This window comes from Paraburkholderia sp. BR10954 (genome assembly GCF_040965775.1).
Classification (GTDB): Bacteria; Pseudomonadota; Gammaproteobacteria; order Burkholderiales; family Burkholderiaceae; genus Paraburkholderia; species Paraburkholderia youngii.
Genome location: NZ_JBFRCK010000025.1, coordinates 1 through 24,097, shown reverse-complemented (window position 1 = coordinate 24,097; position 24,097 = coordinate 1). Strand labels below are relative to the sequence as shown.

At 60.7% G+C, this 24,097-nt stretch carries 21 protein-coding genes, 2 tRNA genes and 4 pseudogenes; 19 read left to right on the top strand and 8 right to left on the bottom strand.

The genetic code is table 11. The annotated features are described in order from the left end of the window. The first annotated feature begins 63 nt into the window (after positions 1-63). Together AB4Y34_RS28285 and AB4Y34_RS28280 are read left to right on the top strand one after the other, a co-directional pair. Positions 64-798 (top strand): Crp/Fnr family transcriptional regulator, encoded by a 735-nt coding sequence (locus tag AB4Y34_RS28285; protein ID WP_006048767.1) that lies wholly within the window; start codon positions 64-66, stop codon positions 796-798. Positions 799-834: 36 nt separating this feature from the next. Beyond that, on the top strand, positions 835-2,220 hold the full coding sequence (locus AB4Y34_RS28280) for an undecaprenyl-phosphate glucose phosphotransferase (protein ID WP_176377930.1): 1,386 nt from the start codon (positions 835-837) through the stop codon (positions 2,218-2,220). A gap of 173 nt (positions 2,221-2,393) precedes the next feature. Here AB4Y34_RS28280 and AB4Y34_RS28275 read toward each other — a convergent pair whose 3' ends face one another. The 3 genes from AB4Y34_RS28275 to rpiA form a co-directional block, all read right to left on the bottom strand. Further along, positions 2,394-2,816 carry a type II toxin-antitoxin system HigA family antitoxin gene (locus tag AB4Y34_RS28275; RefSeq protein ID WP_176377931.1) on the bottom strand — a complete coding sequence of 141 codons (423 nt, stop codon included), beginning with the start codon at positions 2,814-2,816 and terminating at the stop codon, positions 2,394-2,396. Between the two features lie 495 nt (positions 2,817-3,311). Then, positions 3,312-4,541 carry a glycosyltransferase family 4 protein gene (locus AB4Y34_RS28270; RefSeq protein WP_368717889.1) on the bottom strand — a complete coding sequence of 410 codons (1,230 nt, stop codon included), beginning with the start codon at positions 4,539-4,541 and terminating at the stop codon, positions 3,312-3,314. A gap of 433 nt (positions 4,542-4,974) precedes the next feature. Beyond that, positions 4,975-5,670, bottom strand: coding sequence for a ribose-5-phosphate isomerase RpiA (gene rpiA, locus AB4Y34_RS28265; protein WP_176377933.1), 696 nt, complete (start codon positions 5,668-5,670; stop codon positions 4,975-4,977). Between the two features lie 206 nt (positions 5,671-5,876). Here rpiA and AB4Y34_RS28260 point away from each other — a divergent pair, with 206 nt between their 5' ends. Both AB4Y34_RS28260 and AB4Y34_RS28255 read left to right on the top strand, forming a co-directional pair. Next, complete coding sequence (locus AB4Y34_RS28260; RefSeq protein WP_368717888.1) at positions 5,877-6,710, top strand: RNase A-like domain-containing protein; 834 nt, start codon at positions 5,877-5,879, stop codon at positions 6,708-6,710. Next, positions 6,707-7,000, top strand: a complete 294-nt coding sequence (locus AB4Y34_RS28255) for a contact-dependent growth inhibition system immunity protein (RefSeq protein WP_368717887.1) — start codon at positions 6,707-6,709, stop codon at positions 6,998-7,000. Before AB4Y34_RS28260 ends, AB4Y34_RS28255 begins: the two co-directional genes overlap by 4 nt. A 108-nt stretch (positions 7,001-7,108) precedes the next feature. On the opposite strand, the gene rlmB is transcribed toward AB4Y34_RS28255, so the two are convergent. Next, a complete protein-coding gene (gene rlmB / locus AB4Y34_RS28250; protein WP_368717886.1) occupies positions 7,109-7,852 on the bottom strand; it encodes a 23S rRNA (guanosine(2251)-2'-O)-methyltransferase RlmB in 744 nt (247 codons plus the stop codon). 132 nt (positions 7,853-7,984) lie between these two features. Further along, a complete protein-coding gene (rnr, locus tag AB4Y34_RS28245) occupies positions 7,985-10,480 on the bottom strand; it encodes a ribonuclease R (RefSeq protein ID WP_368717885.1) in 2,496 nt (831 codons plus the stop codon). A gap of 422 nt (positions 10,481-10,902) precedes the next feature. Here rnr and AB4Y34_RS28240 point away from each other — a divergent pair. From AB4Y34_RS28240 to AB4Y34_RS28195, 10 genes and pseudogenes are all read left to right on the top strand, one after another. Beyond that, positions 10,903-10,989 (top strand) — tRNA-Leu (locus tag AB4Y34_RS28240). Positions 10,990-11,216: 227 nt separating this feature from the next. Next, positions 11,217-11,303 (top strand) — tRNA-Leu (locus tag AB4Y34_RS28235). A gap of 155 nt (positions 11,304-11,458) precedes the next feature. Further along, positions 11,459-12,685: a tyrosine-type recombinase/integrase gene (locus AB4Y34_RS28230; protein ID WP_368717884.1), complete on the top strand. Its 1,227-nt coding sequence runs from the start codon at positions 11,459-11,461 to the stop codon at positions 12,683-12,685. A 962-nt stretch (positions 12,686-13,647) separates the two neighbouring features. After that, positions 13,648-13,866: a hypothetical protein gene (locus tag AB4Y34_RS28225; protein WP_368717883.1), complete on the top strand. Its 219-nt coding sequence runs from the start codon at positions 13,648-13,650 to the stop codon at positions 13,864-13,866. After that, a pseudogene (locus AB4Y34_RS28220) lies at positions 13,856-13,906 on the top strand (hypothetical protein); the annotation flags it as partial. The gene AB4Y34_RS28225 and the pseudogene AB4Y34_RS28220, both read left to right, overlap by 11 nt. A gap of 33 nt (positions 13,907-13,939) precedes the next feature. Beyond that, entirely contained in the window at positions 13,940-14,092 is a 153-nt protein-coding gene (locus tag AB4Y34_RS28215) for a hypothetical protein (RefSeq protein WP_368717882.1), read from the top strand. Between the two features lie 286 nt (positions 14,093-14,378). Next, positions 14,379-14,981 (top strand): nuclear transport factor 2 family protein, encoded by a 603-nt coding sequence (locus AB4Y34_RS28210; protein ID WP_368717881.1) that lies wholly within the window; start codon positions 14,379-14,381, stop codon positions 14,979-14,981. Continuing rightward, the gene (locus AB4Y34_RS28205; RefSeq protein WP_368717880.1) at positions 14,978-15,139 is read left to right on the top strand and encodes a hypothetical protein; all 162 of its coding nucleotides are present in this window, start codon (positions 14,978-14,980) and stop codon (positions 15,137-15,139) included. Before AB4Y34_RS28210 ends, AB4Y34_RS28205 begins: the two co-directional genes overlap by 4 nt. A 9-nt stretch (positions 15,140-15,148) precedes the next feature. Further along, positions 15,149-16,015: a dioxygenase gene (locus tag AB4Y34_RS28200; RefSeq protein ID WP_368593368.1), complete on the top strand. Its 867-nt coding sequence runs from the start codon at positions 15,149-15,151 to the stop codon at positions 16,013-16,015. Positions 16,016-16,033: 18 nt separating this feature from the next. After that, positions 16,034-16,831, top strand: coding sequence for a sugar phosphate isomerase/epimerase family protein (locus tag AB4Y34_RS28195; RefSeq protein WP_368717879.1), 798 nt, complete (start codon positions 16,034-16,036; stop codon positions 16,829-16,831). Positions 16,832-16,836: 5 nt separating this feature from the next. Here the strand turns inward: AB4Y34_RS28195 and AB4Y34_RS28190 are convergent, their stop codons facing one another. Next, positions 16,837-17,616 carry an IclR family transcriptional regulator gene (locus AB4Y34_RS28190; protein WP_368717878.1) on the bottom strand — a complete coding sequence of 260 codons (780 nt, stop codon included), beginning with the start codon at positions 17,614-17,616 and terminating at the stop codon, positions 16,837-16,839. Between the two features lie 220 nt (positions 17,617-17,836). Here AB4Y34_RS28190 and AB4Y34_RS28185 point away from each other — a divergent pair, with 220 nt between their 5' ends. From AB4Y34_RS28185 to AB4Y34_RS28170, 4 genes are all read left to right on the top strand, one after another. Beyond that, entirely contained in the window at positions 17,837-18,712 is an 876-nt protein-coding gene (locus AB4Y34_RS28185; protein ID WP_368717877.1) for an alpha/beta fold hydrolase, read from the top strand. A gap of 52 nt (positions 18,713-18,764) precedes the next feature. After that, entirely contained in the window at positions 18,765-20,186 is a 1,422-nt protein-coding gene (locus tag AB4Y34_RS28180; RefSeq protein ID WP_368717876.1) for an MFS transporter, read from the top strand. A gap of 90 nt (positions 20,187-20,276) precedes the next feature. Beyond that, positions 20,277-21,065 carry a 3-ketoacyl-ACP reductase gene (locus AB4Y34_RS28175; RefSeq protein ID WP_368717875.1) on the top strand — a complete coding sequence of 263 codons (789 nt, stop codon included), beginning with the start codon at positions 20,277-20,279 and terminating at the stop codon, positions 21,063-21,065. A 203-nt stretch (positions 21,066-21,268) separates the two neighbouring features. Beyond that, the gene (locus tag AB4Y34_RS28170) at positions 21,269-22,441 is read left to right on the top strand and encodes an epoxide hydrolase family protein (RefSeq protein WP_368717874.1); all 1,173 of its coding nucleotides are present in this window, start codon (positions 21,269-21,271) and stop codon (positions 22,439-22,441) included. A gap of 608 nt (positions 22,442-23,049) precedes the next feature. On the opposite strand, the pseudogene AB4Y34_RS28165 reads toward AB4Y34_RS28170, so the two are convergent. After that, a pseudogene (locus AB4Y34_RS28165) lies at positions 23,050-23,130 on the bottom strand (integrase); the annotation flags it as partial. A 119-nt stretch (positions 23,131-23,249) separates the two neighbouring features. On the opposite strand from AB4Y34_RS28165, the pseudogene AB4Y34_RS28160 reads away from it, so the two are divergent. Next, a pseudogene (locus tag AB4Y34_RS28160) lies at positions 23,250-23,770 on the top strand (transposase zinc-binding domain-containing protein); the annotation flags it as partial. On the opposite strand, the pseudogene AB4Y34_RS28155 reads toward AB4Y34_RS28160, so the two are convergent. Continuing rightward, positions 23,767-23,922: pseudogene (locus AB4Y34_RS28155) on the bottom strand (alpha/beta fold hydrolase); the annotation flags it as partial. The pseudogenes AB4Y34_RS28160 and AB4Y34_RS28155 overlap by 4 nt on opposite strands. Positions 23,923-24,097 lie beyond the last annotated feature (175 nt).

The following is a 24,097-nucleotide window of genomic DNA, read 5'->3' as shown; positions in this document are numbered from 1 at the left end:
GGGCATCGGATCAAATAAACGGAGAGAGTCGCGCGCGGCGCGGCTTTCATGCGAGGACCGATCATGTTGACACTGCAATCCGATTTGCACGGTAACCATCTGCTGGGCGCATTGCCTTCGCACGAATGGCAAGCGCTGGCCCCCCACCTGGAATTGGTTCATCTGCGCACCGAGCAACTGCTGTGCGACTCGGGTCAACGGATCCATCATGTTTACTTCCCCACCACCGCGATCATCTCGATGCTCTCGACGATGGAAGACGGCAGCTCCGTCGAGATCGCCGCGGTCGGCCGCGAAGGCATGACCGGCGTGCCGGTCCTGACGGGCGGCGAAACCATGCCCAACCGCGTGCAGGTGCAATGCGCGGGCTTCGCCTACCGGATGAGCGCGCAGGCGCTCAAGCAGCAGTTCGCGCGGTCCGACTTTCTGCGCCGCCTGATGCTGCTGTATATGCACGCGCTTCTGACCCAGGTCGCGCAGACCGCCGCGTGCAACCGCCATCACGCGCTCAACAAGCAACTGTGCCGCTGGCTGCTGATCGAAGTGGATCGCGTCGCGTCGAACGATCTGACCGTCACGCAGCAGCTGATCGCCGACATGCTGGGCGTGCGCCGCGAAGGGATCACCGAAGCGGCCGGCAAGCTGCACGACGAAGGCCTGATCCATCATAGCCGCGGTCATATCAAGGTGCTCGACCGCAAGGGCCTCGAAGCCCGCGCGTGCGAATGCTACGGCCTCGTGAAACGCGAATTCGATCGTCTGCTGCCGCGCCTGCGCCAGGCGGAGACCGTCGAATGAGCGGGACGCCGTTCGATGACCGGGGTCGCTTTGCCTATGTTTAGGGCTACTTCTCGATGTCTCGACGTGCTCTTCGTGATTGCAGGTGGTCTGCTAGCCCACTGGATCCGCTTTCCCGCGCCAATCGCGTTAGGCGATACCGAGCGCCTTCTGATTGCGTTCAACTGTGTGCTGGTTCTGCTGCTGTTTCCGGGCTTCGGCACCTATGAGACGTGGCGCGGCAAGGCGATCGCGCCAGTGCTCGCGAGAATCGCCGCCGCGTGGGTCGTGGTCGTCGCGACCTCGCTCGTGCTCGCGTTCACGCTGCATCGGATGGATGCGGTGTCGCGCCTATGGTTCGGATATTCGACGCTGATCTCCGGCGCGCTGATCATTGCGACCCGCTGCATCATGCACGTGGTGCTGCGCTTCGTGCGCCGCCGCGGGATGAACGCGCGCACCGTCGCGATAGTCGGCGCACCGGGCTTTGCGCGCACGCTGCTCGCGCATCTCGAGCATGCGCCGCAAGCGGGCTTCAAACCGGTGTGCGTGTTCGACACTAGCCTAGAAGGCCGCGACGCCTCTGGCGCGCGTCTGGCCCGCCTGCCCGTGCTGACCGATCTGGAAGCGTTCGCGACGAAGGTGCGCGACGAACGCGTCCACGAAGTGTGGCTCGCGTTGCCACTTCGCGAGGAACACACGATCTACCGCTTCACGCGCACCTTCAGACACGACTTCGTCAATCTGCGCTTCATTCCCGACGTGCGCGGTCTGTCGCTGTTCAATCATGCGATCGTCGATGTCATCGGTTTGCCGACGCTGAATCTGAGCGCGACGCCGTTCTCGCCGCCGCAGATGTGGCCCAAGCTGATGTTCGACCGCCTGTTCGCCGCGCTAGCGCTGTTCGCACTCGCGCCGATGTTCGTCGTGCTCGCGATCGGCATCAAGCTCACGTCGCCGGGACCCGTGTTTTTCCGGCAGATCCGCAAGGGCGTCGATGGTCAGCCGTTCTGCATCTACAAGTTCCGCTCGATGACCGTGCACCGGGAAGAGCAAGGCCAGATCACGCAGGCGACCCGCAATGACTCGCGCGTGACGAAGCTCGGCAGCTTCATGCGCCGCACGAGTCTCGACGAGCTGCCGCAGTTTCTGAACGTGCTGCTCGGTCAGATGTCGGTGGTGGGTCCGCGCCCGCATGCGATCGAACACGATGATCTGTACAAAGACCAGGTGCACGGCTACATGCACCGCTACCGCATCAAGCCCGGCATCACCGGGTGGGCCCAGGTCAACGGCTATCGCGGCGCGACCGCCAAGGTCGAGAAGATGGAAGCGCGCGTCAAATTCGATCTCTTCTATATTCAGAACTGGTCGTTCTGGTTCGACATGAAGATCGTCTTCATCACGATTTTCAAGGGCTTCGTCGGCCGCAACGCGTTCTGATCATGCGATCGAGCGGATCGCTTCCGACGGTGGCGGCCATCGTGCCGGCGCCGCGGCGCGCTGCAAATGGAAACGCCAACTCCGGCGGCCCGATCGACAGCCGCCATCGTTGACGCAAGACAAAGAGCCGCGACGGACTCCGTCATTGACGGACCCGCCGCGCGACACCGCCGCTACAGGAACTGGCTGACGTCGGTCTGAAACCGTACCGCGAGCGCCTTGGCGACTTTCTTGCTGATCGCGCGGCGCCCCGCGAGAATATCGCTGACCACGGTCGGCGACGCGATGCCGGCCAGATCCTTCTGCTTGAGACCATGCGTGGTCAGCAAATGGCGCAGGACCTCGCGCGGCTCCGCTTTTGGAATCGCCAGGTTGCGCGCTTGCCAATGACCGACCAGTTCCTTCACGATCGCGTGCAGATCCGCGAGCGGATCGTTTTCGTCACCACTTAGATGATCGGACAGCGAGTTTGCGATGCGCACCATCTGGTGATAATCCTCTTCGGTGCGAATCGGCGTGATCGGCAACTGGCTCTTAAGCGCAGCCCAGGTTGCGGCAATGTCGGGAAAAGGTCCCGGAAGGCGATCGGCATTCATGAGTTTAAATTCGTCCTCGTCCAAAAGCCGTCGGCGCGTTAATCGATGACGCGCGAATGACGACTGCCTGTTGTAGTGAATCGCCGTGGCACGCCGAATTGCCAGCACTGCGAACTTCGCAGTGAGGTCATTCAGCGGTCACGATAGCGAACGTCTGCTTCAGGTCGTTATGGCCACGCGAGGCATGCCGCGCCAGCGAATATCTCGCCCGTAGCGCGTGGCGCGCACCCCGATGTCGTTTTTTTGAAGTCCAGTCCTGCCTGCTTGACAATGGCCGGCCGCGGCTCGCCTTGCACGCGCGGTGCGTTTCGCGCGATACGCGATACGCACTGCCGACACAAAGCGCGAAGCGGACGCGCCCACACCAATAGCCGCCCGGACGCGTTGGTCAGAACGGCTCGTTACTGCCTGTTGCGAAATCACTGCATGACGACAAAAACCCTTCCCTCTCCTATCGAAAACTCCACGAGGCAAGAACAGCGAAAGACCCTCACCTCATTGCCTCCATCTGCTTTTCGGCGCCGTGTCGCTGGCGATGCCGAGTTCCCGGGTCGCGAGATCGGACTCTGCCCACGTCACCTGCTCCCCCAGTTCCGCCGCCGGCAGACCCTGAGCGACCGCCGCAATCGTGCGCGTAACCTCGGCCATGAACGCCCGCCGGAACACCTGGGCCGAAAACCGTTCGGCATTCGCGCGACAGGCCGCCGGCGTGATGTACGCGCTCAGCCGCTCGAAGCGGTTGACCGCGTCGAGCACCGACACCGCTGTTTGACGCGCGAAGAAAACGCCGGTCGGATGCGGGTCGCCGACCGGCACGACCGTTTCGAGCGCCCCGCCCTTGGCGAACGCAATGACCGGCGTGCCGCAGGCCTGCGCTTCGAGCGGCACGATGCCGAAATCTTCCTCGGCGGCGAACACGAAGGCTCGCGCGCGCGCCAGATAATCCTTCAGTACGCCAAATGGCTGATAACCGAGGACCGTCACGTTCGGTCCGGCTTTCGTGCGAATCGACGCCATCTGCGGCCCATCGCCGATCACGATTAGCTTGCGCTGCGGCGTCGCGTTGAACGTCTCGACGATCAGATCGATGCGTTGATGCGGCACCATCCGCGACACGCTCAGATAGAAATCGTCTTTCTCGGCGCGCAGTTCGAATTCGTTCACGTCGACCGGCGGCGGAATCACTGCGGCATCGCGCCGATAGGTTTTCAGCATGCGCCGCGCGACCGATTGTGAATTCGCGATCAGACGATCGACACCATTCGTCGACTGCGCGTCCCAGCCGCGCAGATAATGCAGCAACATCCGCGCGGCCCACGACTTCGGTCCGCGCAGCAGATTCGCGTCGCGCAGATACTGATGCTGCAGATCCCACGCATAACGCATCAACGAATGCACGTAGCTGATGTGCGTCTGATGTGGGCCGACCAGTACGCCCTTGGCGACCGCGCAAGAACTGCTTATGATCAGGTCATAGTTCGACAGATCGAACCGTTCGACGGCAAGCGGCATCAACGGCAAATAGGCGCGATACCGGGTGCGCGCAAACGGCAGGCGTTGTATGAATGACGTGGTGACCGGCTTACCGGCTAGCGGCGTGCGATCTTCGAGAAAATCGACGACGCTGAAAACATCGGCGTCGGGAAAGCACTCGATGATCTGCTCGAGCACTTTCTCGGCGCCGCCGGGAGCGACCAGCCAATCGTGCACGATCGCCACTTTCATATTCCGCCCTATCTGTCACGAAACGCCACCTGGCCTTAAAGAAGAGTGTATGTGCCACGTTTCTGACTGTGCGTGCGCGTGCACACATTCGACGTGCGACAGTTCGCGAGTAATTCGCAGAGTCCGTTTGCGTCTGCAAAATCACGGCTTGATTGCTGAGGTTTCGTCCGTGCACCACGGCTGACGTTTTCGTCGTCACCTCTTCTCGCTAGTCCTGGCCACGCGTTGCGATCGGGGCGCTGCGCGGGCGAATGGCACCTGACGTGGCGGGCATCGCGCGCGGCTAGCATCGACGGCGAATGGTCTGCGCGCGGGTTCAGGCATTTTCCGCCAGGTGCGCGCGATTGCCGCTGCGGCGGGCGAGCGCAATAAAAAACGCGTGTGAACCGCTGGAGCGGTTCACACGCGTCAGAGCGAACAGAAATGCAGCCGCTTAATTCTGGCCGTACGTGATCGTTTGCACGCCGGTGTCGGTGCCGAGCAGGCACAGATTCGCGCCGCGGCCCGCGAACAGGCCGACCGTGACGACGCCGGGCCATGCGTTGATATGCGCCTCGAGCGTGCGGGGGTCGCTGATGCTCAAGCCCTTCACGTCGATGATCTCGTTGCCGTTGTCGGTGATGAACGGCGCGCCCTCTTTCGTCACGCGCACGACGGGCACGCCGCCGAGCGCTGTCACGCGACGGCCTATCGCGGTACGCGCCATCGGCACGACTTCGATCGGCAGCGGGAACTTGCCGAGCGTCTCGACGACCTTGCTCGCATCCGCGATGCAGACGAATACTTCCGACACCGACGCGACGATCTTCTCGCGCGTCAGCGCGCCGCCGCCGCCCTTGATCATTGCACCGCTGCGATCGATTTCGTCGGCGCCGTCGACGTACACCGGCAGCGAGTCGATCTCGTTCAGGTCGAGCACCTTGAAGCCGTGCGATTGCAGACGCGCGGTGGTGGCGAGCGAACTCGACACCGCGCCGAGATAGCGGGATTTGGTGGCGGCCAGCGCGTCGATGAAGCAGTTCGCGGTGGAGCCCGTGCCGACGCCGATCACCGAGCCTTGTGGCACGCTGGCGTTCACGTAATCGGCGGCGGCCTGGCCGACCAGTTGCTTGAGTTCGTCTTGAGTCATGGGAGAGGCGGGAAAAGCGTGAAAAACCGATAGTTTACCGGAGTGGCGGGGGGAGGGTTCGGTTTGGGCGCGCTTTGTGCCGTGCAGCCCGCTGATTTGCCGGACAGCTTTTCACACATTGAGTCATAAGGATCATCCATCGCCCATATCAAACCGCTGTGGTGCTTGCTAGTTTTTAGGCCCGCAAGACCACAGAGGATTTTGGAATGTCGCAGGAATACGATGGAGATGGCGTGCGCTTCGTGCTCAGCGCGCCGCAGCTGGCCGCCATATTGACGCGTGGATCGATCAGCCAGACGGAGATGCTGAGCAACCGGCTCTGGGGCGGCCTGCAGGTCGCCGCAGGGGTAGCGGAGATGGTCGGAGCGGCAGCACTATGCGTGCTGCCTGAACCGACGATGGCAAGCAAGGCTGGTTGCGTGATGTTCGGCGTACACGGCTCGGACACGGCGGCGGCTGGTCTGCGTCAGATGCTGACGGGCGAGGACACGGCTACGCTGACACAGCAAAGCGCAACGAAGCTCGCCGAGACGCTGAAAGCCCGCCCGGACCTGGCTAATCAGATTGGCGTGTCGCTCGATATCGCGGTGCCGTTCGGACTCATCGGCTCGATCAGAGCCGCGCGCGTTGCGCGGATTACGATGGGGCGGATTAGTCTGGATGCGCATGTGGCCAAAGCCGGTAGCCGGATCGGCGGGCATACGATACTGAAGCATGTGGGGAGGACTGAGGCGCAGTTGCGGGAGCGGCTGCGATTGGAATCGGAGAGAAGAGTAGTATCGTCGTTTCGGGACTTGGCGGCCGCGGAATGGGCTATCTCGAAGGTGATGGAGTCCAACACGTCGAAGATCACGAATTGGGCTCAGTCAAACCCAAGGCGTCTTTTGATTCTCTATCAGGACGTAGGGAGCAAGGTGGGCTATGGAGTCGTCCGGGCAACGGGGGAACTTAAAGAAATGAGTACTGTTCGAGTTTCTATTAAATTTGAAGAATACAACGGAATGCCCTATTACATTCTCACATCGTACTTACTGAAATGATCGACGAAACATCGTACCCACAGTTCTATGCATTGTTTGGCGGCTATCTCAATCAGGACTCGGACCTTTGGGGAGAGACTCTGGAGGAGATAGTCTCTTGCTTCAAGAGAGACAGTTCGCCCGAAGAGATCCGGGATACGTTGGCCGAAATAGAGAAATTCAGGCAGGAGGCAGGTGAAAAACTGGATGAAAAATTCGATGAGGCGTGTGGATATGATTTCGATCCCGTTTTATGGGGATATACAACCAGCACCTTCTTTGATGAATTAGCGAGAATTCTCACTACGTAACCTGTTGCGTGAATAGCCAATCCCTTGCACGCAAAACAAAGCGCCCGAAACCACCACCGCGTTCCGGGCGCCATCAATCGACCAGCAACAAGCAAGACGACAGAAAAACTACTTCTTCACCGCCCGCTGCCGCACCGCTTCAAACAGACACACCCCGCTGGCCACGGACACATTCAAACTCTCCACCGTCCCCGCCATCGGAATTTGCATGACGACGTCGCAGGTTTCACGCGTCAGACGCCGCATGCCCTCGCCTTCCGCGCCCATCACGAGCGCCACCGGCCCGTCGAGTTCCGTTTCGTAGACGCTCTTCTCCGCGTCGCCGGCCGTGCCGACCACCCAGACGCCCGCGTCCTTCAGTTCGCGCAGCGCGCGCGCCAGATTCGTGACCGTGATGTACGGCACCGTGTCGGCCGCGCCGCTCGCGACCTTCGCGGCAGTCGCGTTCAGTCCCACCGCGCGATCGCGCGGCGCGATCACCGCATGCGCGCCGGCCGCGTCGGCGACGCGCAGGCAGGCGCCGAGATTGTGCGGATCGGTCACGCCGTCGAGCACGAGAATCAGCGGAGCGCCACTGATGCCGTCGAGCAGTTCGGCGAGGTTCTGCGCGAGCGGCAGATCGCCCGCGCGCGCGACCACGCCTTGATGGCGCTCGGTGCGCGCGAGACCCCACAGACGGGTTTCGTCGGCGGCGATCAGACGCACGCCCGCGTCCTTCGCGGCCTGCAGGAATTCGGTCATACGACGGTCCTTGCGCGTCGCGTCGTAATAGACATCCTCGACCGTCGACGCATCGTGCCGGATACGCGCGGTCACTGCGTGGAAACCGTATAAAACCTTATGACGTGCCATGACTGAACAACCTTTGATTGGACGCGCATTCAACGCGCGCCACTGTGATGAAGATGAAACCAAAAGGCAGACCGCGCGCAACCGGCACGCGTTCGCGTGCCCGCTGCGCGCGGTCCCGGCGCTGTGAAAGCCTCAGCGCTTCTTGCGTGCCTGCTTCGACGCCGCCTTGCTCGCGACGCCATGCTTCCTCGCCGCGCCGCGCGCGGCGCGCGCTTCCTTGACCGCCACGCTCTGCGCGGGCGCGGCTTTCTTGCGCCGCGGCCCCGGCACCGACGCGGCGCTTTCCGCCGACGGCAACACGCGCACTCGCGGGCCAGCGCCTTCACCCTTGTCCGCCGCCATACCGCGCGCCGCAGGCGGCTTGATCGGCGTATCGCGCACGAGACGGAAGTCGATCTTGCGCGCGTCGAGATCGACGCGGCTCACCTGCACGCGCACACGATCCGACAGCCGATAGCGAATGCCGGTGCGCTCGCCGCGCAGCTCGTTCCTGATCTCGTCGTACTGGAAGTAGTCCGAGCCGAGTTCGGTCACATGCACGAGACCTTCGATGAACAGCGAATCGAGCTGCACGAAAATGCCAAACGACGTGACGCCGTTGACCATGCCGCCATACTCTTCGCCGAGCTTGTCGCGCATGAAATAGCACTTGAGCCACGCTTCGACGTCGCGCGATGCTTCGTCCGCGCGGCGCTCGTTGGCCGAGCAGTGCAGCCCGAGCTCTTCCCAGATCGCCACGTTGTTCGTGCGAGCGCGGGCACCGCGCTTTTCCTCGTCGGCCTGCTGCATTGCGCGGGCGCGCGGCGACAGCGCGGTATTGAGCTCGACGCCGTGCGGCGGCTGCGGCTGATACTTGCGGCCTTGCAGGATCGCGTAGATCGCGCGATGCGTGAGCAGGTCCGGATAGCGACGAATCGGGCTCGTGAAGTGAGCGTAGGCTTCGTAGGCGAGACCGAAGTGGCCGATGTTGTCGGGGCTATAGACCGCCTGCTGCATCGAGCGCAGCAGCATCGTCTGCAGCATCGACGCGTCGGGCCGGTCGCGGATCTGCGCCATCAGTGCGGCGTAGTCGCTCGCGTGCGGCGTGTCGCCGCCGCCGAGCGTCAGGCCCATGCCGCGCAGGAACGTGCGCAGGTTCTCGAGCTTTTCCGCGCTCGGGCCCGCATGCACGCGGAACAGGCCCGGGTGTTTGTTGCGCTTCAGGAAATCCGCCGCGCACACGTTCGCGGCCAGCATGCATTCCTCGATCAGCTTGTGCGCGTCGTTGCGCGTGCGCGGCACGATCTGCTCGATCTTGCCCTGCGCGTTGCAGACGATGTACGTCTCCGTCGTATCGAAGTCGATCGCGCCGCGCTTCTGGCGCGCCGTGAACAGCGCCTTGTAGACGCCATACAGATTCTGCAGTTGCGGCAGCAATGCGGCGCGGCGGGTCGCTTCCGGACCCTTGGTGTTTGTCAGCACCGCGGCGACTTCGGTGTACGTGAGCCGCGCGGCCGAATGCATGACGCCCGGATAGAACTGATACGCCTTCACGTCGCCACGCGCGGTGACGATCATGTCGCACACGAGCACGCAGCGGTCGACTTGCGGATTCAGAGAGCACAGTCCGTTCGACAGCTTCTCAGGCAGCATCGGGATCACGCGGCGCGGGAAATACACCGACGTGCTGCGCTCGATTGCGTCGGTGTCGAGCCCGCTTTGCGGCAGCACGTAATGCGACACGTCCGCGATCGCGACGATCAGGCGGAAGCCGTCGCCGCGGCCCACCTTGACCGGCTCGCAATAGACGGCGTCGTCGAAGTCGCGCGCGTCCTCGCCGTCGATCGTGACGAGCGGCACGTCGCGCAGATCGACGCGATGGCGGATGTCGGCCGGGCGCACTTCGTCGGGCAGCTTGGCCGCTTCGCCGAGCGCGGCCTCGCTGAATTCGTGCGGCACGCCGTACTTGCGCACCGCGATTTCGATTTCCATGCCGGGGTCGTCGATATCGCCAAGCACTTCGACCACGCGGCCGAGCGGCTGCGAATGACGGCTCGGGAAATCGGTCAGCTCGACCACCACGACCTGGCCGACCTTCGCCTTGCGGGTGTTCTGCGTGATCAGGATGTCGTGGCCGATGCGCTTGTCTTCGGGCGCGACGATCAGCGCGCCGTTCTCGTTGAGCAGACGCCCGATCACGCGCTTGTTCGCGCGGTCCGTGACCTCGACGATGTGCCCTTCGGGCCGCCCACGCCGATCATAGCCGACGATGCGCGCGAGCACGCGGTCGTTGTGCATGACCTTCTGCATCTCGCCGTTGGGCAGGAACAGGTCGTCCTGGCCGTCGTCGCGAATCAGGAAACCGTAGCCGTCGCGATGGCCCTGCACGCGGCCCGCGACGAAGTTCGACGGATGAGTCAGTTGATAGAGATTGCGCTGATCGAGCCGGATCTGGCCGTCGCGCTCCATCGCGCCGAGACGCTTGAAAAATCCTTCGCGCTCCTGGCGCTTGATCGACAGGGCTTCGGCGATGTCGTTCGCGGCAAGCGGCGTTTCACTCGTGCGCAGCACGCCGAGGATTTCTTCGCGGCTTGGAATCGGATACGGAAATTTGCTCAAGGGCTTGTCGATGATTTTTTCTCGTTGCATGGACGTCGGTCGGCGATGTGGTCCGGCCTGGAAGGCGTTTGCTTAATGCGCGCAGTTGCGCTCGGCTGCATCTGTAAGGCGGCTGCGCTGCCTCGGTCATTACACCTGCTGCTTGCTGCTCTTCTGCTCGACTGCTCTACTGCGATTAGCACAGGAAACTGCCTGGGTTCGGCTCGTTCAACGCGAGGCCGACGCGCGTCCGGCTGATCGCATGTCGACACTCGCGTCGCGACACCGGATGTGCATCGTGCCAACGAACTACTGCGAGGCATTCTAACACCCGTGTCGGGCGCTACGCGGGCCTGCGCCGGTGGTTCGGACGCGTCGTGCGCCGGCTCGCCGCGAGGTTCAAACGCGTTCGGCAAATCGCTTGACAGGTCGGAATCGGTCGCTATAATTGCGGTCTTTGCAGTTCATCACCTGCCCAGGTGGCGAAATTGGTAGACGCACTAGGTTCAGGTCCTAGCGGTGGCAACACTGTGGAGGTTCGAGTCCTCTCTTGGGCACCAGATTCGAAAGTAGAGCCGCCTTCTGGCGGCTCTCTTTTTTGTGTAAGGCCTGGTAGTCGAAATCGCTGTTCCTGTTTCGATTGCCGGATCAGCAGGACGGTGGTTCGGTAGCGGTTGCATCACTTCGCTGCGCGTTCAACCGGGCGGATGAGAAAAGCAAGTTTGTTTGAAGCAGAGATTGACAAACTTAATCATCTTGCTAAAATAGCGGTCTAGCTTGAAGACGTGCCCAGGTGGCGGAATTGGTAGACGCACTAGGTTCAGGTCCTAGCGGTGGCAACACCGTGGAGGTTCGAGTCCTCTCCTGGGCACCAACAGTTGTTCCGGCGAAAGCCGGTGAAGTCCGAGAAACCCCGTAAGATCAAAGTCTTACGGGGTTTTTTGTTTTCGCGGGCAGCCGTCATATACCGGTGGCATCAGCGATTTTTGCGTATACTCTTGCGTATACACGGAATCCAAGTGCCGAGCGATGCCCAAACGCGCCGAAGCGAAGTCCGAAGTCGGATTTCGCGTCGCCAAACCGCGCGAGCGCCCTTACCTGCTCTCAGATGGGAACGGGCTTGCCTTACGCATCTGGCCGGACGGAAGCAAAACGTGGCTGCTCCGTTATCGCCGCCCAAGTACCGGGAAGGAGAACTTTCTCAGTCTTGGTCCCTATCCCGAAGTTGCACTCGTCGACGCGCGCAAGTCCGCTGCGGTCACGCGGAGTCTCGTGCGTGATGGTACTGATCCGGTTGAGCACCGCAGAGCCGAAGCCGCTGCACGCAAACGCGCCGCTGAAGGAGCGTTCCATCTCGTCGCAGAGAACTGGCTCGCGTTCAAGCGCAAGGAGTGGGCCGACGAGACTTACCGCAAAGCGGAGTTCGTAGTTCGGCAATACCTGATCCCGCCACTACGCAACAAGTCCATTTCGACGCTCGCGACATCGGAAGTCAAACCGGTGTTGGAAGCAATAGCGGAGCATGCCCCCAACCTCGCAACCAAGGCACGCCAATACGTGGGTGGCATCGTGACATACGCGATCCACCATAGCCTGCGGGAGGACGGTGTTCCATTGTCGCTGCGCGGCGTCATCCCGCGACACGAGAAAGGCCACATCCCGGCGATTACGAAACCCACGGATATCGTCCCGCTGGTGCAAGCCATCAATACCTATAAGTCACCGATCACCAGGGCCGCACTGAAACTGACCATGCTCACGGGCTTACGCCCCGGAGTGATCGCAGCCGCACCGTGGGACGAAATTGACCTGAAAGCGGGCGAATGGCATGTTCTGGCCGTGCGGATGAAGATGCGCCACGACCATATTGTGCCCTTACCTAAGCAAGCGGTTACGTTGCTCGGCGAGTTGCAGTCGCTCACGGGCCGCGGACACTATGTGTTTCCATCTCCGGCTCGCCAGAAAACGCCGCATTTGCATCGAGACGCGTTAAGCAAGGCTCTGCGCGAGATGGGATTCAAAGGAAAGCACGCTACGCACGGATTCCGGGGTATGCTGCGGACCGTTGGCCGGGAGCGACTCGGCATCGACATCGACGTCCTCGAAGCGCAACTCGCACATGCAAAACGAGGCGACGTACAGAAGGCCTATGACAGAACAACTTTCGATGATGATCGTCGCCGCGTGATGCAAGAGTGGGCGGACTATATCGACGGGCTATGCAGAACAACGCCGGCAGGTGGCGCAGTCGATTGACACCGCGGTTCGCACGCTATGTCGCTCACGAATCCGCACACCGATGGCCGCGAATCCCCACTCAATTGACAACCACCTGCCGCAATCTCAATGCTGGGCCTGACTCGGGTCCCATAGCGCCCGCAGATACCGTCAGCGATACCGGCATTCCCGCCCGGCACTCAACGGCCTTTGGTGGGCCGCATCGGAAAATCAGCGCCGCCTGCTTAAGAAAAATCGTCTAAGCGATGCATCTCGAGATGACTTCGGAAGTTGATACCGTCGGGTCACAACTGCCTAACTGAGACGGCCGGCAGCTGCTCGGCCAATGCTGACGTTGAACGAACGCCGCTCAGACGGCCGGTCAACGATCCAAACCGGTCATCTGTCAAAAGCCCGAATCGAACGGCAGCGACCATGCAGACGAATGGGTGAAATCGACCCTCTACGTACGTAGAACCCTGCGCTATCTGTGCGACCGCTTTCAGCTGTACAACAGTCATCTCGTTATCAGCATCGGTCGCTGCATCCTCCCGCCGGGGCGGCCCGATGATCTCGGGTGGGTTGTTGATGCCGCAACGGTGGGCTTTAACACCGTCATCACTATCTCGCGAACAGCTTGCTTTGCCTCCCTTGCGGCCTGTTCGTCGTATGCCGTCGTCGCTCTGCGCTCGACACAAGGGTTATCGTACGTAAATCGTTCCCTTGTCCGAGCGTTGACCAGCAACCCGTTCTCCTGCTCGATGGTCCTGCAATTTCAAGTCGTTTGCGCCTACGGAAGCGGAATCGGCTGCTTGAGAACCGCCGAGTCGAAGACATGATTGGCCCCTGGGTACTCTGTCAGTTGAGCGTCGTTACCTTTTGCCTTTAACCGTTCTACATATGAACGGCACGCGGCAACTGGGTAGTGCTGACTTCGAAAAAATCTTTGCATATATCTGCAATGTCAGAGAGATTCTGCATCAGTAACGGATATATCAGCTATGTGTCACCACTTCGAAGACAGTCTCTTACCGGGCCAGAACATCGGCTGTGCGCTGAGCAGGGCACGCAGCCAGCTCACCGCGGATATGGACCTGGCGCTCGCGGGCACAGGCACGGGCGTCACCAGTTCTCAGGTCGGCACGCTGTTGTTGCTGTCGCGGGGGATCGCGCACTCGCCGGTGGAACTATCCAAGCGGCTCGCCGCCGATCCGGGCTAACATCACACGGGTCGTCGACCGGCTGGAACGGCAGGGTCTCCTGCACCGGGCTCGCAACTGCCAGGACCGGCGGGTGGTCGATCTGACGCTGACTGAAGTGGGACAGGATGCCGCCGCGCGGATCGAGGCGATCGTGCCGGCAGTGATGAACCGACGCTTGTCCCGCTTCACCCCGGGCGAGTTCGCGACGTTGTGCCGTCTGCTCGGCACGCTGCTGGATGAATGAGTCATTTTTTACCCATATATCTGACATGTCAGATAAACGCCGTCGGCCTGAGAACGGCCGGCAGTTAACCTCGTTAAAGGACGCAACATGAATCCGCCAAAAAACGCGGGCGCTCCGGCGCCATATTCGACAAACGGGATGTCAACGATCGATTTTCCTCTCACGTTCCTCTATGTGATGTGAACAAACAAGGCTTTCTCCCGAAGTCGTCAAAAATTCGCTTGACTTCACTGGTTCTTAAACTCACCATGTAAACATATTTCCATATGAGAACAACCGAACATCTATGAACACAGAACTGCTTGACCGTCTGGCGATTCGCGAAGCAATCGAAAACTGGGTCGTCTGGCGGGATGCCGGAGACTGGAAACGCTTCGCGGAACTGTGGCATCCCGAGGGGGTGATGATGGCCACCTGGTTTCAGGGCAGCGGACCTGAGTTCATTCGCGTGACGCGAGAAGGTTGGGCACGCGGCGTCAGCATCCTGCATTTCCTCGGTGGCACGTCCATCGAACTCACGGGTCCGCGTGCGATCGCGCAGACCAAAATGACGATCTCCCAACGCGGTGACGTGGAGGGTCATATCTGCGACGTTGTGTGTACCGGGCGCTTCTACGACTTCTATGAAAAGATGGATGGCGAATGGCTGCTGCGCCTGCGTCAACCGATCTATGAGAAGGACCGTCTGGACCCCATCGAAATCGGCGTGAAGGTGGATCTCGATGCCGCGATGCTCCGCCGCTTCCCCGAGGGCTATCGTCACCTCGCCTATATTCAGACGAAGATCGGCTACGACGTCAAACGCGATATGCCCGGACTCACCGGGCCCGCCGTCGAGGCGCTCTACGCGCGCGGCCGCGCGTGGCTCGATACGGGAACGCTGTCATGAGAGTCGAAGCGCGGCGCATGCCGAAGGCGGGCATCGATCGTGCAGTGGACCTGGTCAGGCAGAACTCTTACTCGAACCCGCGTGTGCCCGACGTTCGCGCGCTTGGCCACATGCTCCAGCAGGCGTGGAAAGGTCTGCCGCCCGAGCCGATGGAATGAGGATGCCTCATGCGAAACTTCGACGAAGACAACATCACGCAGGCCGTGCTGGACAGGCTGAGTGGCTGCGCGACCCCGCGCACGCGCGAGATCAGCGAGGCGCTCGTGCGTCATCTGCATGCATTCGTGAAAGAGATAGAACCCAGCGAAGCGGAATGGGCGAGTGCCATAGCATTTCTCACCAGCACCGGTCAGATGTGCTCGGATACGCGGCAGGAGTTCATCCTGCTCTCGGACACCCTGGGCGTCTCCATGCTCGTGGATGCGATCAATCATCGCTTCGATGAAGACGTCACTCAAACCACGGTGCTCGGCCCGTTCTATGTGGAGCAAGCGCGCGACTTTCCGCTCGGTGCGCAGATCTCCCGCGAGTCCGATGGGCCGGCGTTGATCGTCGAAGGTACGATTGAAGATACGCGCGGCAAGCCGATAGCAGGCGCGTTGATCGAGACCTGGCACGCCGACGATCGCGGTTTCTACGATGTTCAGCGCGACACCGGCAAGTCGGCGCTCGACATGCGCGCACGCTTTCACACGGATGAGAAGGGACGCTTCTGGTATCGATCCGTCGTGCCCGCTGCCTACCCCATCCCGAACGATGGCCCCGTGGGAAAGATGCTGGACGCTCAAGGGCGTCACCCGTTTCGTCCCGCACATGTACATTTCAAACTGGGCGCACCGGGTTTCGAGACCGTTGTCACGCATGTGTTCATAGATGGCGATCCGTATCTGGACTCGGATGTCGTCTTCGGTGTGAAGGATGCGCTGATCACGAAGCTCTTAACGATAGACGGACAGGTGAGCCCCGGCGGACACGAAGTCGCCCCAGGCACCTCGCTGCTTACGTACCGGTTTGTGCTTCCCGAGAAACCCTGAAGCTAGCGGAAGAACCACATGCACAAGCTTTCCCTGCATCACCTGACCATGCTCGACGCACACCCGCTGCAGCTCGTCGACGCCGCGCATGCCGGCGGATTCGACTACTACGGATTGCGCGTCGTCGCGCCGACCGTGGCGGATACCATCGTCGACGTGGCACACAATGACGTTCTCATGCGGGAACTCGCAGCGCGAATGGATGCAACCGGTGTGCGACTGCTCGATATCGAGGCGATCTGGTTACAAGCCAGCACGCGTATCGAAGACTTGTTGCCGGCGCTGGAGGCTGGGCATCGCCTTGGCGCGAAGCATGTGCTGGCCGTGGGATACGACGACGATCGAACTCGCCTCATCGACAACTTCAGCGCACTGTGCGAAGCCGCCGCATGCTTCGAGATGACCGTCGGCCTCGAACTGATCACTTATTGTCCTGTCGGCACGCTAGACGACGCGCTTTCGCTGATCAGTGCAAGCCGTCAGCCGAACGCGCGCATCCTGATAGACACGCTGCAAGTGTTTCGCTCCGGCGCCAGTGTGAAAGATATTGGTAACGTTCAAGCGCGCCTCATCGAATACATTCAGATATGCGACGGTCCGCGCGCTTCGCCTGCTTCGGTGGACGAGCGGCGAACGGAAGCGCGCACCGCGCGCCTGCTGCCGGGCGAAGGCGAGCTACCCTTGCGCGAACTATTGGCGAAACTGCCCGTGGATCTGACGCTTGCAGTCGAAGCACCGACCCGGGAATTGCGCGGCCAGCCATTCAATCAGCAGGCCCGCACGATCATGGAAAGAATGCAACGCTTTCTCGCCTGAGCGCGTCACTCCGCAAAGTACTGACGCTGGATCCGTGCCGCCGATGTCGTAAGAATTGCGATTGCCCGTTCGTCGACCTCTTTCGAATAACGCACGGCCGGAATCGCGAGATTCAACGAGCCGAGCGGAAAGCCGCTCGCCGACAAGATGGGTACACCGACACCCACGATGCCCGGCGTGTACTCTTCCATGGAACGCGCGAAGCCATTCCTGCGCACGTCTTCAAGCGTGGCGAGCAAGGCTTTCCTGGTGGAGATCGTGTTCTTCGTGAAGCGCTCGAAGGTGACCGAGCGCATGTATTCTTCGCGCATCACGTCAGGAAGATATGCAAGTATCACCTTGCCGCCGGACACGGCATAGAGCGGCGCCAGATCGCCGAGCCGCATGTGCGATTGCAAGCGCTGCTGGCTGGTGACCGTGGCGACGACTTCAACCTGATCGCCCTTCAATTGGTTGAGCGCACACGATTCCGCGGTCTGCTGCGTGATATCGCGCAAAACGGGTTCTGCGCAGGCGATCAGGCTGCGCACCTGGTTCGACTGTTGTGCGAGCTTGAGAATAGCGTCGCCGAGCCGGTAGCCCTTGGTCTCGGCCACGAAGCGCAAGTAGCCACGGTCCGTGAGATTGCGAATCAGCTTCGTCAAGCTGCTCTTTGGAATGTCGAGCGCCTCAGCTATTTCCGCGTGCGACATCTCACGGCCCCACTGGGCCAACAGTTCAAGCAGGTCGAGGGTACGGTCAGCCGACTTCACGGTACTCGCCGTCTCGACTTCGTTCGCGCGCATGGTTATCGGGTCCTTGTTCATATAGGGGAACATGGTATCTCGCGTCGGGTAAATGTCAAGAAGGCGGGCGGTGCGCGTGCCGCCTCTCTCCGGGGTGCAAACGCCAAAAAAATACTTGTTCCGTTAGGTGAACTGGTTCACAATGAGATCTATGGGCTGGGCATTCGACCGCTCGACGCATTTGAACCGTGCAGTTCGATGAGATCAGCGATGAGGTTATATGGAAACAGGTCACATCCAAGGATTCGAATCACTCCGGGTTCCCGGTCACGGTGTCACGATCGATTCACTCGTTGGAGGTTCAGGCCCGCCACTTCTCTTATTGCACGGCGCGCCACAGACACGGGTCTGCTGGAGCGCGGTTGCGCCGGTGCTGGGACATTTCACGGTGGTCGTACCCGACCTTCGCGGCTACGGCCGAAGTGACAAACCCCGCGGCGGTGGCGATCACTCGGCCTACTCGAAGCGCGAGTTGGCGCTAGACCAGATAGCGACGATGGACGCTCTCGGATTCGGGTGCTTCAGCGTGGCCGGACACGATCGCGGAGGGCGTGTCGCTTATCGTCTCGCGTTGGACCATCCAGACCGTATCGACCGTCTTGCCGCGCTGGATATCGTACCGACGAGTGATGCAATGGAGGCATTCGACCGGCATTCAGCCCTGCGCTTCTGGCACTGGGCGTTCCAGGCACTCGACGAGCCGTTTCCTGAGCGCATGATCGGCAACGATCCGAGCCTCTACATCGAGACCATGTTGCGCGCACATGCATCCAAAGGCTTTCGCTTCGATCCGTCGAACGTCGCCGACTATCTGAAGACGAACGGCGACCCTGCTGCCATACATGCCATGTGCGAAGACTATCGGGCGGCATGGACCTTTGACCGCGAACTGGATGAATCTGACCTTGGCGTCCGGACCATTGAGGCGCCTGTCCTCGTTCTTTGGGGGCAAGAAACGCCGGCGGCAAATTCGCCATTGGAAAAATGGCGCCGCTGGGCGAAGGTCGTCGAGGGTTACGCCATCCGGTGTGGGCATTTTCTGCCGGAAGAAGCGCCGGTTGAAACCGCGGAGAGACTGCTGCGCTTCTTCTCGTAACGATGTGTTCAGATCCAGCAAGCCTGCTAATCGATGCTACGGAGACGACATTATGGATACCATATTGGTAAGCAACGAAGCTCGACGATCGGGAGGCGCTCGTCAAACGAAGAAAGCAACCGCGAGCGGCTGGATCGGTTCGGCGCTGGAATACTACGACTTCTTTATTTATGCTCAGGCCGCGTCGCTTATCTTTCCGCAGCTGTTCTTTCCTGCAGGCAATCCTAAAATCGCGATTGTGGCCTCACTCGCTACCTATGGGGTGGGATACATAGCGAGGCCGATCGGCGCCTTCTTTCTGGGTCGGTGGGGCGACATCCACGGCCGCAAAAACGTACTGCTTATTTGCCTGTTTTTCACAGGCCTATCGACAATGGCCGTCGGTCTTTTGCCGACGTATCAACAGGTCGGGGTGCTAGCCCCAACACTTCTGGTGGTCTTGCGTCTCGTCCAGGGCTTCGCCGTTGCGGGAGAGATATCGGGCTCCAGTTCGATGATATTGGAGCATGCGCCATTTGGCCGACGCGGTTTCTATGCGAGTTTCGCCCTGCAGGGCGTACAGGTTGGTCAACTTTCTGCGGCTGCCGTGTTTTTGCCGCTTGCGTATTTCATGCGCGAAGATTCTCTTATCTCGTGGGGGTGGCGGATCCCCTTTCTTCTTAGCGCGTTCGTCCTGCTGGCGGGATACCTGATTCGACGAGGGGTTGACGAGTCACCCGTTTTCGCCCGGGAAGAGGACCGCGGGGCAATCCCGATGTCGCCGATTGTGGAAGCGTTAAGGCTTGGATGGAAGGATATGATCCGTGTTGCCGGCATATCCCTCACCAATGTAATTGCAGTAGTCACGACGATTTTCGGCGCGGCATATGCGGTCCAGCCGTCCTATGGCATCGGTCTGCACGAGAGCATCTTTCTTTGGATTCCGGTAATCGGCAATTGCGTGGCGGCAGTAGTCATTCCATTCGTTGGCAATCTGTCAGACAAGATCGGGCGCCGATGGCCGATCGTCTTCGGCTCGCTCAGTTCCGGCCTCTTGTCGTTCGCTTATCTCTATGCCATCAGCGTCCGGAACGTACCGGTAGCCATTGCCCTCTCTATTCTTATGTGGGGAATTGTCTATCAAGGCTACAACGCTGTATTCCCCAGCTTCATGCCAGAACTCTTCCCGGTGCGTTTTCGGGTATCGGCTATGGCGATCGGTCAGAACCTCGGGGTAGCCATCACGGCGCTGCTTCCCGCGCTCTTCGCCGCCGTTGCGCCCCCGGGCGCGACGAATATCCCACTTACCATTGGGGCGCTCACGTTTGGCGTGACCATCATCGCGGCACTTGCCGCGTGGAGCGCACGAGAAACGTATCGTATTCCGATGCATGCGCTAGGCGACCCCAATGCGACACCCATCAACAGGCACGAATATTCGCAAGCGCGCCAGAAATCGATTGATGACGCGATAAATTCCACAGCAATTGAGTGAAGCAACGCCAGGTGGGCGAAGTGCTTGGTATGACGTCGCCGAGCGGGCTGTCAGCCATGAAATCCATACGGTTTTTATAGGATCAGACTCATGAACACATCAACCTCGCATCCTCGCGTGGCGCTTGTAACAGGGGGAATGGGCGGCATCGGCGGTGGCATCACGATTGCGCTCGCGAATCGCGGCTTCGACATCGTCGTTGCCGACCGCCTGATCGACGAGGCGCGTGTGAGCGCGCTGCGTTCAGAAGTACCCGCTACGGCGCGTCTCGCATTCGTCAAAGGTGACCTCTCCGACCTTGCCGATCATCCTCGCTTCGTGGCAGCGGCGTTTGACGCGTTCGGTCGCATCGATGTGCTAGTCAACAACGCAGGCGTTTCGGTCCTCTCGCGTGGCGATCTGCTGGACGTCTCTCCAGAGAGTTACGACCTGAACTTTGGAGTCAATACTCGCGGCGCGTTCTTTCTCACTCAGGCGGTGTGCCGACGCATGATTGTAGAAGAACCGAAAGGCGTAGAGAGCGCACGCTCAATCATTTTCGTCTCCTCGTCGAATGCTGCGATCGCAGCACCGGAGCGCGGTGAGTACGCGATGTCCAAAGCAGCCGTTGCGATGATGGCCAAGCTCTATGCCCTCAGGCTCGCAGAACACGGAATCGCGGTGTATGAGGTGCGTCCTGGCCTCATCAAGACGCCGATGAGCGGGGTCGCGCATGAACGCTTCGAAAAGCTGCTCGCGGCGGGCTTTACCCCTTTCAACCGCTGGGGCATGCCGGACGACGTCGGTCGGGCGGTGGCAACGATGGCCTCTGGAGATTTGCCCTTCATGACTGGCGCATCAATAGAGATCGATGGCGGCATGCATATTCAATACTACTGATACCTTGCGCCAGCGCGGAGGCTACTCGACCCATGCCTGTCAATAGTTCACGTCGAAGGTTCGTCATGGTGGGCTCCGCAGCGCTCATCGCCGCAAAGTCCTCGAGTTCCTGGGCGCTTGAGCCACAGCGGGCACGGAATCCACCCGCTGCGAATGGCGCGGCGTCCGCAAGTTCGCGAAGCATCATCGGAGGTAGAAACGAAATGCAGCGATTTGAGGTAGCTATCCCTCAGCAGGAATTGGACGCACTGAGGCGCCGCCTGAATGAAACACGATGGCCGTCGGCCGCTACCAGCAGCAGGTGGGAACTGGGGCCGGACGAAGCGTTTGTCCGGCGGCTCGTTGCTTATTGGGTGAGCGACTTCGACTGGCGCGCCCAGGAGCGACGGATTAACCGCTTCGAGCAATTCCACGCCAGTGTTGACGGCCATCTGCTCCATTTTCTCCATGTGAAGGCATCGGTTCCCAATGCACGGACGTTGCTTCTCATGCACGGTTGGCCATACAGCTTCGCGAGTTTCCTTGCCATCGTCGAGCAGCTTGCTCGTCCGGAGCAATTCGGCGGCGATCCGGAACAAGCCTTCAACGTCGTGTGCCCGTCCTTGCCGGGATTTGGATTTTCAGCCAAGCCGCCCGCCCCGCTGCCGTGTCGAGAGATGGGATCGCTGATGGACAAGCTGATGACCAAGGTGCTCGGCTATCCGCGCTACATCGCGGCAGGTGGCGACTGGGGTGGTCATATTGCAGAATGGATGGGACTGGACTATCCCGGGCATGTCGAGGGCATACACACCAGCATCATCAGCGTGCGGCCCGAAAGTGCGTTGCGCGGCAGCGGCAACACCGGTGGCGTCGAAACGGAGGCGGTACGTCGTTTCGTCGCGGAGGAAAAGGCGACCTTCACAAAAAAATACGGGTATGCCTTCCAGCAGGGGACCCGCCCGCAAGCGCTCGCCTTTGGAATGATGGACAGCCCCGTCGGAACCGCCGCGTGGATGCTCGACAAGTTCCACGGTTGGTCGGACCTTCGCGAAAGGCCTTTCGAGCAGGTCTTCACGCTTGACGAACTGCTCACCGAAATCATGATCTACCAGATGACTGGCACGTTCGATACGTCCACATGGATCTATGCCGGTACCGCGCGCTCAGACGATTTCCTGCGTCAGGATCAACGTATCGAGGTACCGGTCGCCGTAGCGCGCTATCCTGACCCGATCTCTCCTATCCCACCACGTGAATTCGTCGAAAGGAGCCACAACGTGGTCCAGTGGACTGAATTTCAAACGGGAGGTCATTTCCCTTTCTATGAGGGACCGTCCGGGTACATCGCAGATATCGTGAAGTTCGATCGATTGCTACGGGATAACTATAGCTAACTATTCCGGGGGCGCATCGATTGCAGTCGTGCGTGTTACAACTTGCGGAGTTTGTTCCACCATAAAGCTTCCAAGCGGAAGTTTTATGGTTTCTCCCAAAAACAGCTGTAGAGGACCGGGATTAGCTTCAGCACGTTCAACCTTATATCAGAGTCGGTCAATCTGTCCGTTCGACATCGAAGCCAATCGAGGTGCAACGAATGACCGCTCACGCGAGAGTCGATAGAGTCTTCTCGTTACGGGTCGTCCGGCGCCTGCCCTTGTCTGCTGCGTCATGCGTGCACGAGCACGTATGCGGGCAGGCGCTGGACAACCCTTAACGAGAGTACGCAGCCGTTGACAGTGAACCCGACGTTCGCAGGCGCGAAGCGTCGAACGACAGGAAAGAAGCATGAAGGTGTCTCACGAAGGCCGAAGCCCGAATGTCGGCTTCGGCCGAACTCTGCTCACAGCCTACGAGGCAGGTCTCGAAAGAGAACCAGCCATTCGGCTCACGGCTTTGCAGGATGGGGGAACGTCCGGCCGGTCTCGCGCGAAGAGAGCTACGACGGAGCGCATCCGCGCGAACCTTAACGTGGCATCGTCTCGTGCGGCCGGCGCCGGTCGCGCTAGATTTCAGTCTGCTCGGAAATCTCAAGCGCCTCATCGACTTCGATACCGAGGTACCTGATCGTGCTTTCGAGCCTATTGACTGCAGTCAATAGGCTCGAGACCACCGCGCTGTACGTGCCGGTCGCCACCGATCTCCTGCGCGAGGCCATCAGTCCGCTGGAGCGTCTGACCTCCGAGTAACACGGCGCAGTACCCCATGCTGACGGTCGCGGACATCTTCCGCGACCACGAACCAGCCTGGCGAGCCACGACACGCCTGAGCCTGGGACAGCTGAAGGTCATGTCGGCCATCGAACGGTGCCGCGCGGCGGCGCTGGGCGGACATGTGCTGCGCTGTTCAGGCTGCGCAAGGACAGAGGTGTCCTTCAACCGTGCCGCAACCGCCATTGCCTCAGGTGCCAGGGCAGTGCCGCACGCCGCTGGCTCGAGGCACGCCAGACGGACCTGCTGCCGGTCTGGTACTACCACGTCGCCTTCACGCAACCCGCGCCGGCCAGCACCATCGCGTGGTACAACAAGCAGGTCATCTACGGACCGCTGTTCGACATCGCCGCCCATACACTGCAGACCATCGGCGCCGATCCCAGGCACCTCGGCGCCCGGATCGGCGCCACGCTCGTGCTGCATATCTGGGGCTCGGCGCTCACGCATCATCCCCATGTGCACGGTATCGTTCCCGGTGGCGGCCTGTCGCCCGACGGCGAGCGGTGGATTGCGTGAGGCTCTGCCCCGAGGTCAGTATCCGTCATGACCAGCGTACGGACTCGCGACGGATTGCGCAGCGCAAGCCCCGCGCCCCACATGCCGCCGATAGACAGGCCAACGACGGCGCATTTTTGAATGGCGAGCGCATCTAGCAGGCGGCTCGCGAGCTGGCGAGATCACCTAGCAGGCTGTTGAATTTGGGTCCCGTGTAAACGGGGTTTGAGGGACGGGCGTTATGGATATCGTGTTCATGATCTTTGGCAGCGGATGCGATGCGCGGAATGGATGAGATGCAGGAACCCCTGTTCACGACGGTCAAGCTCGAGGACTTCGTCCCGG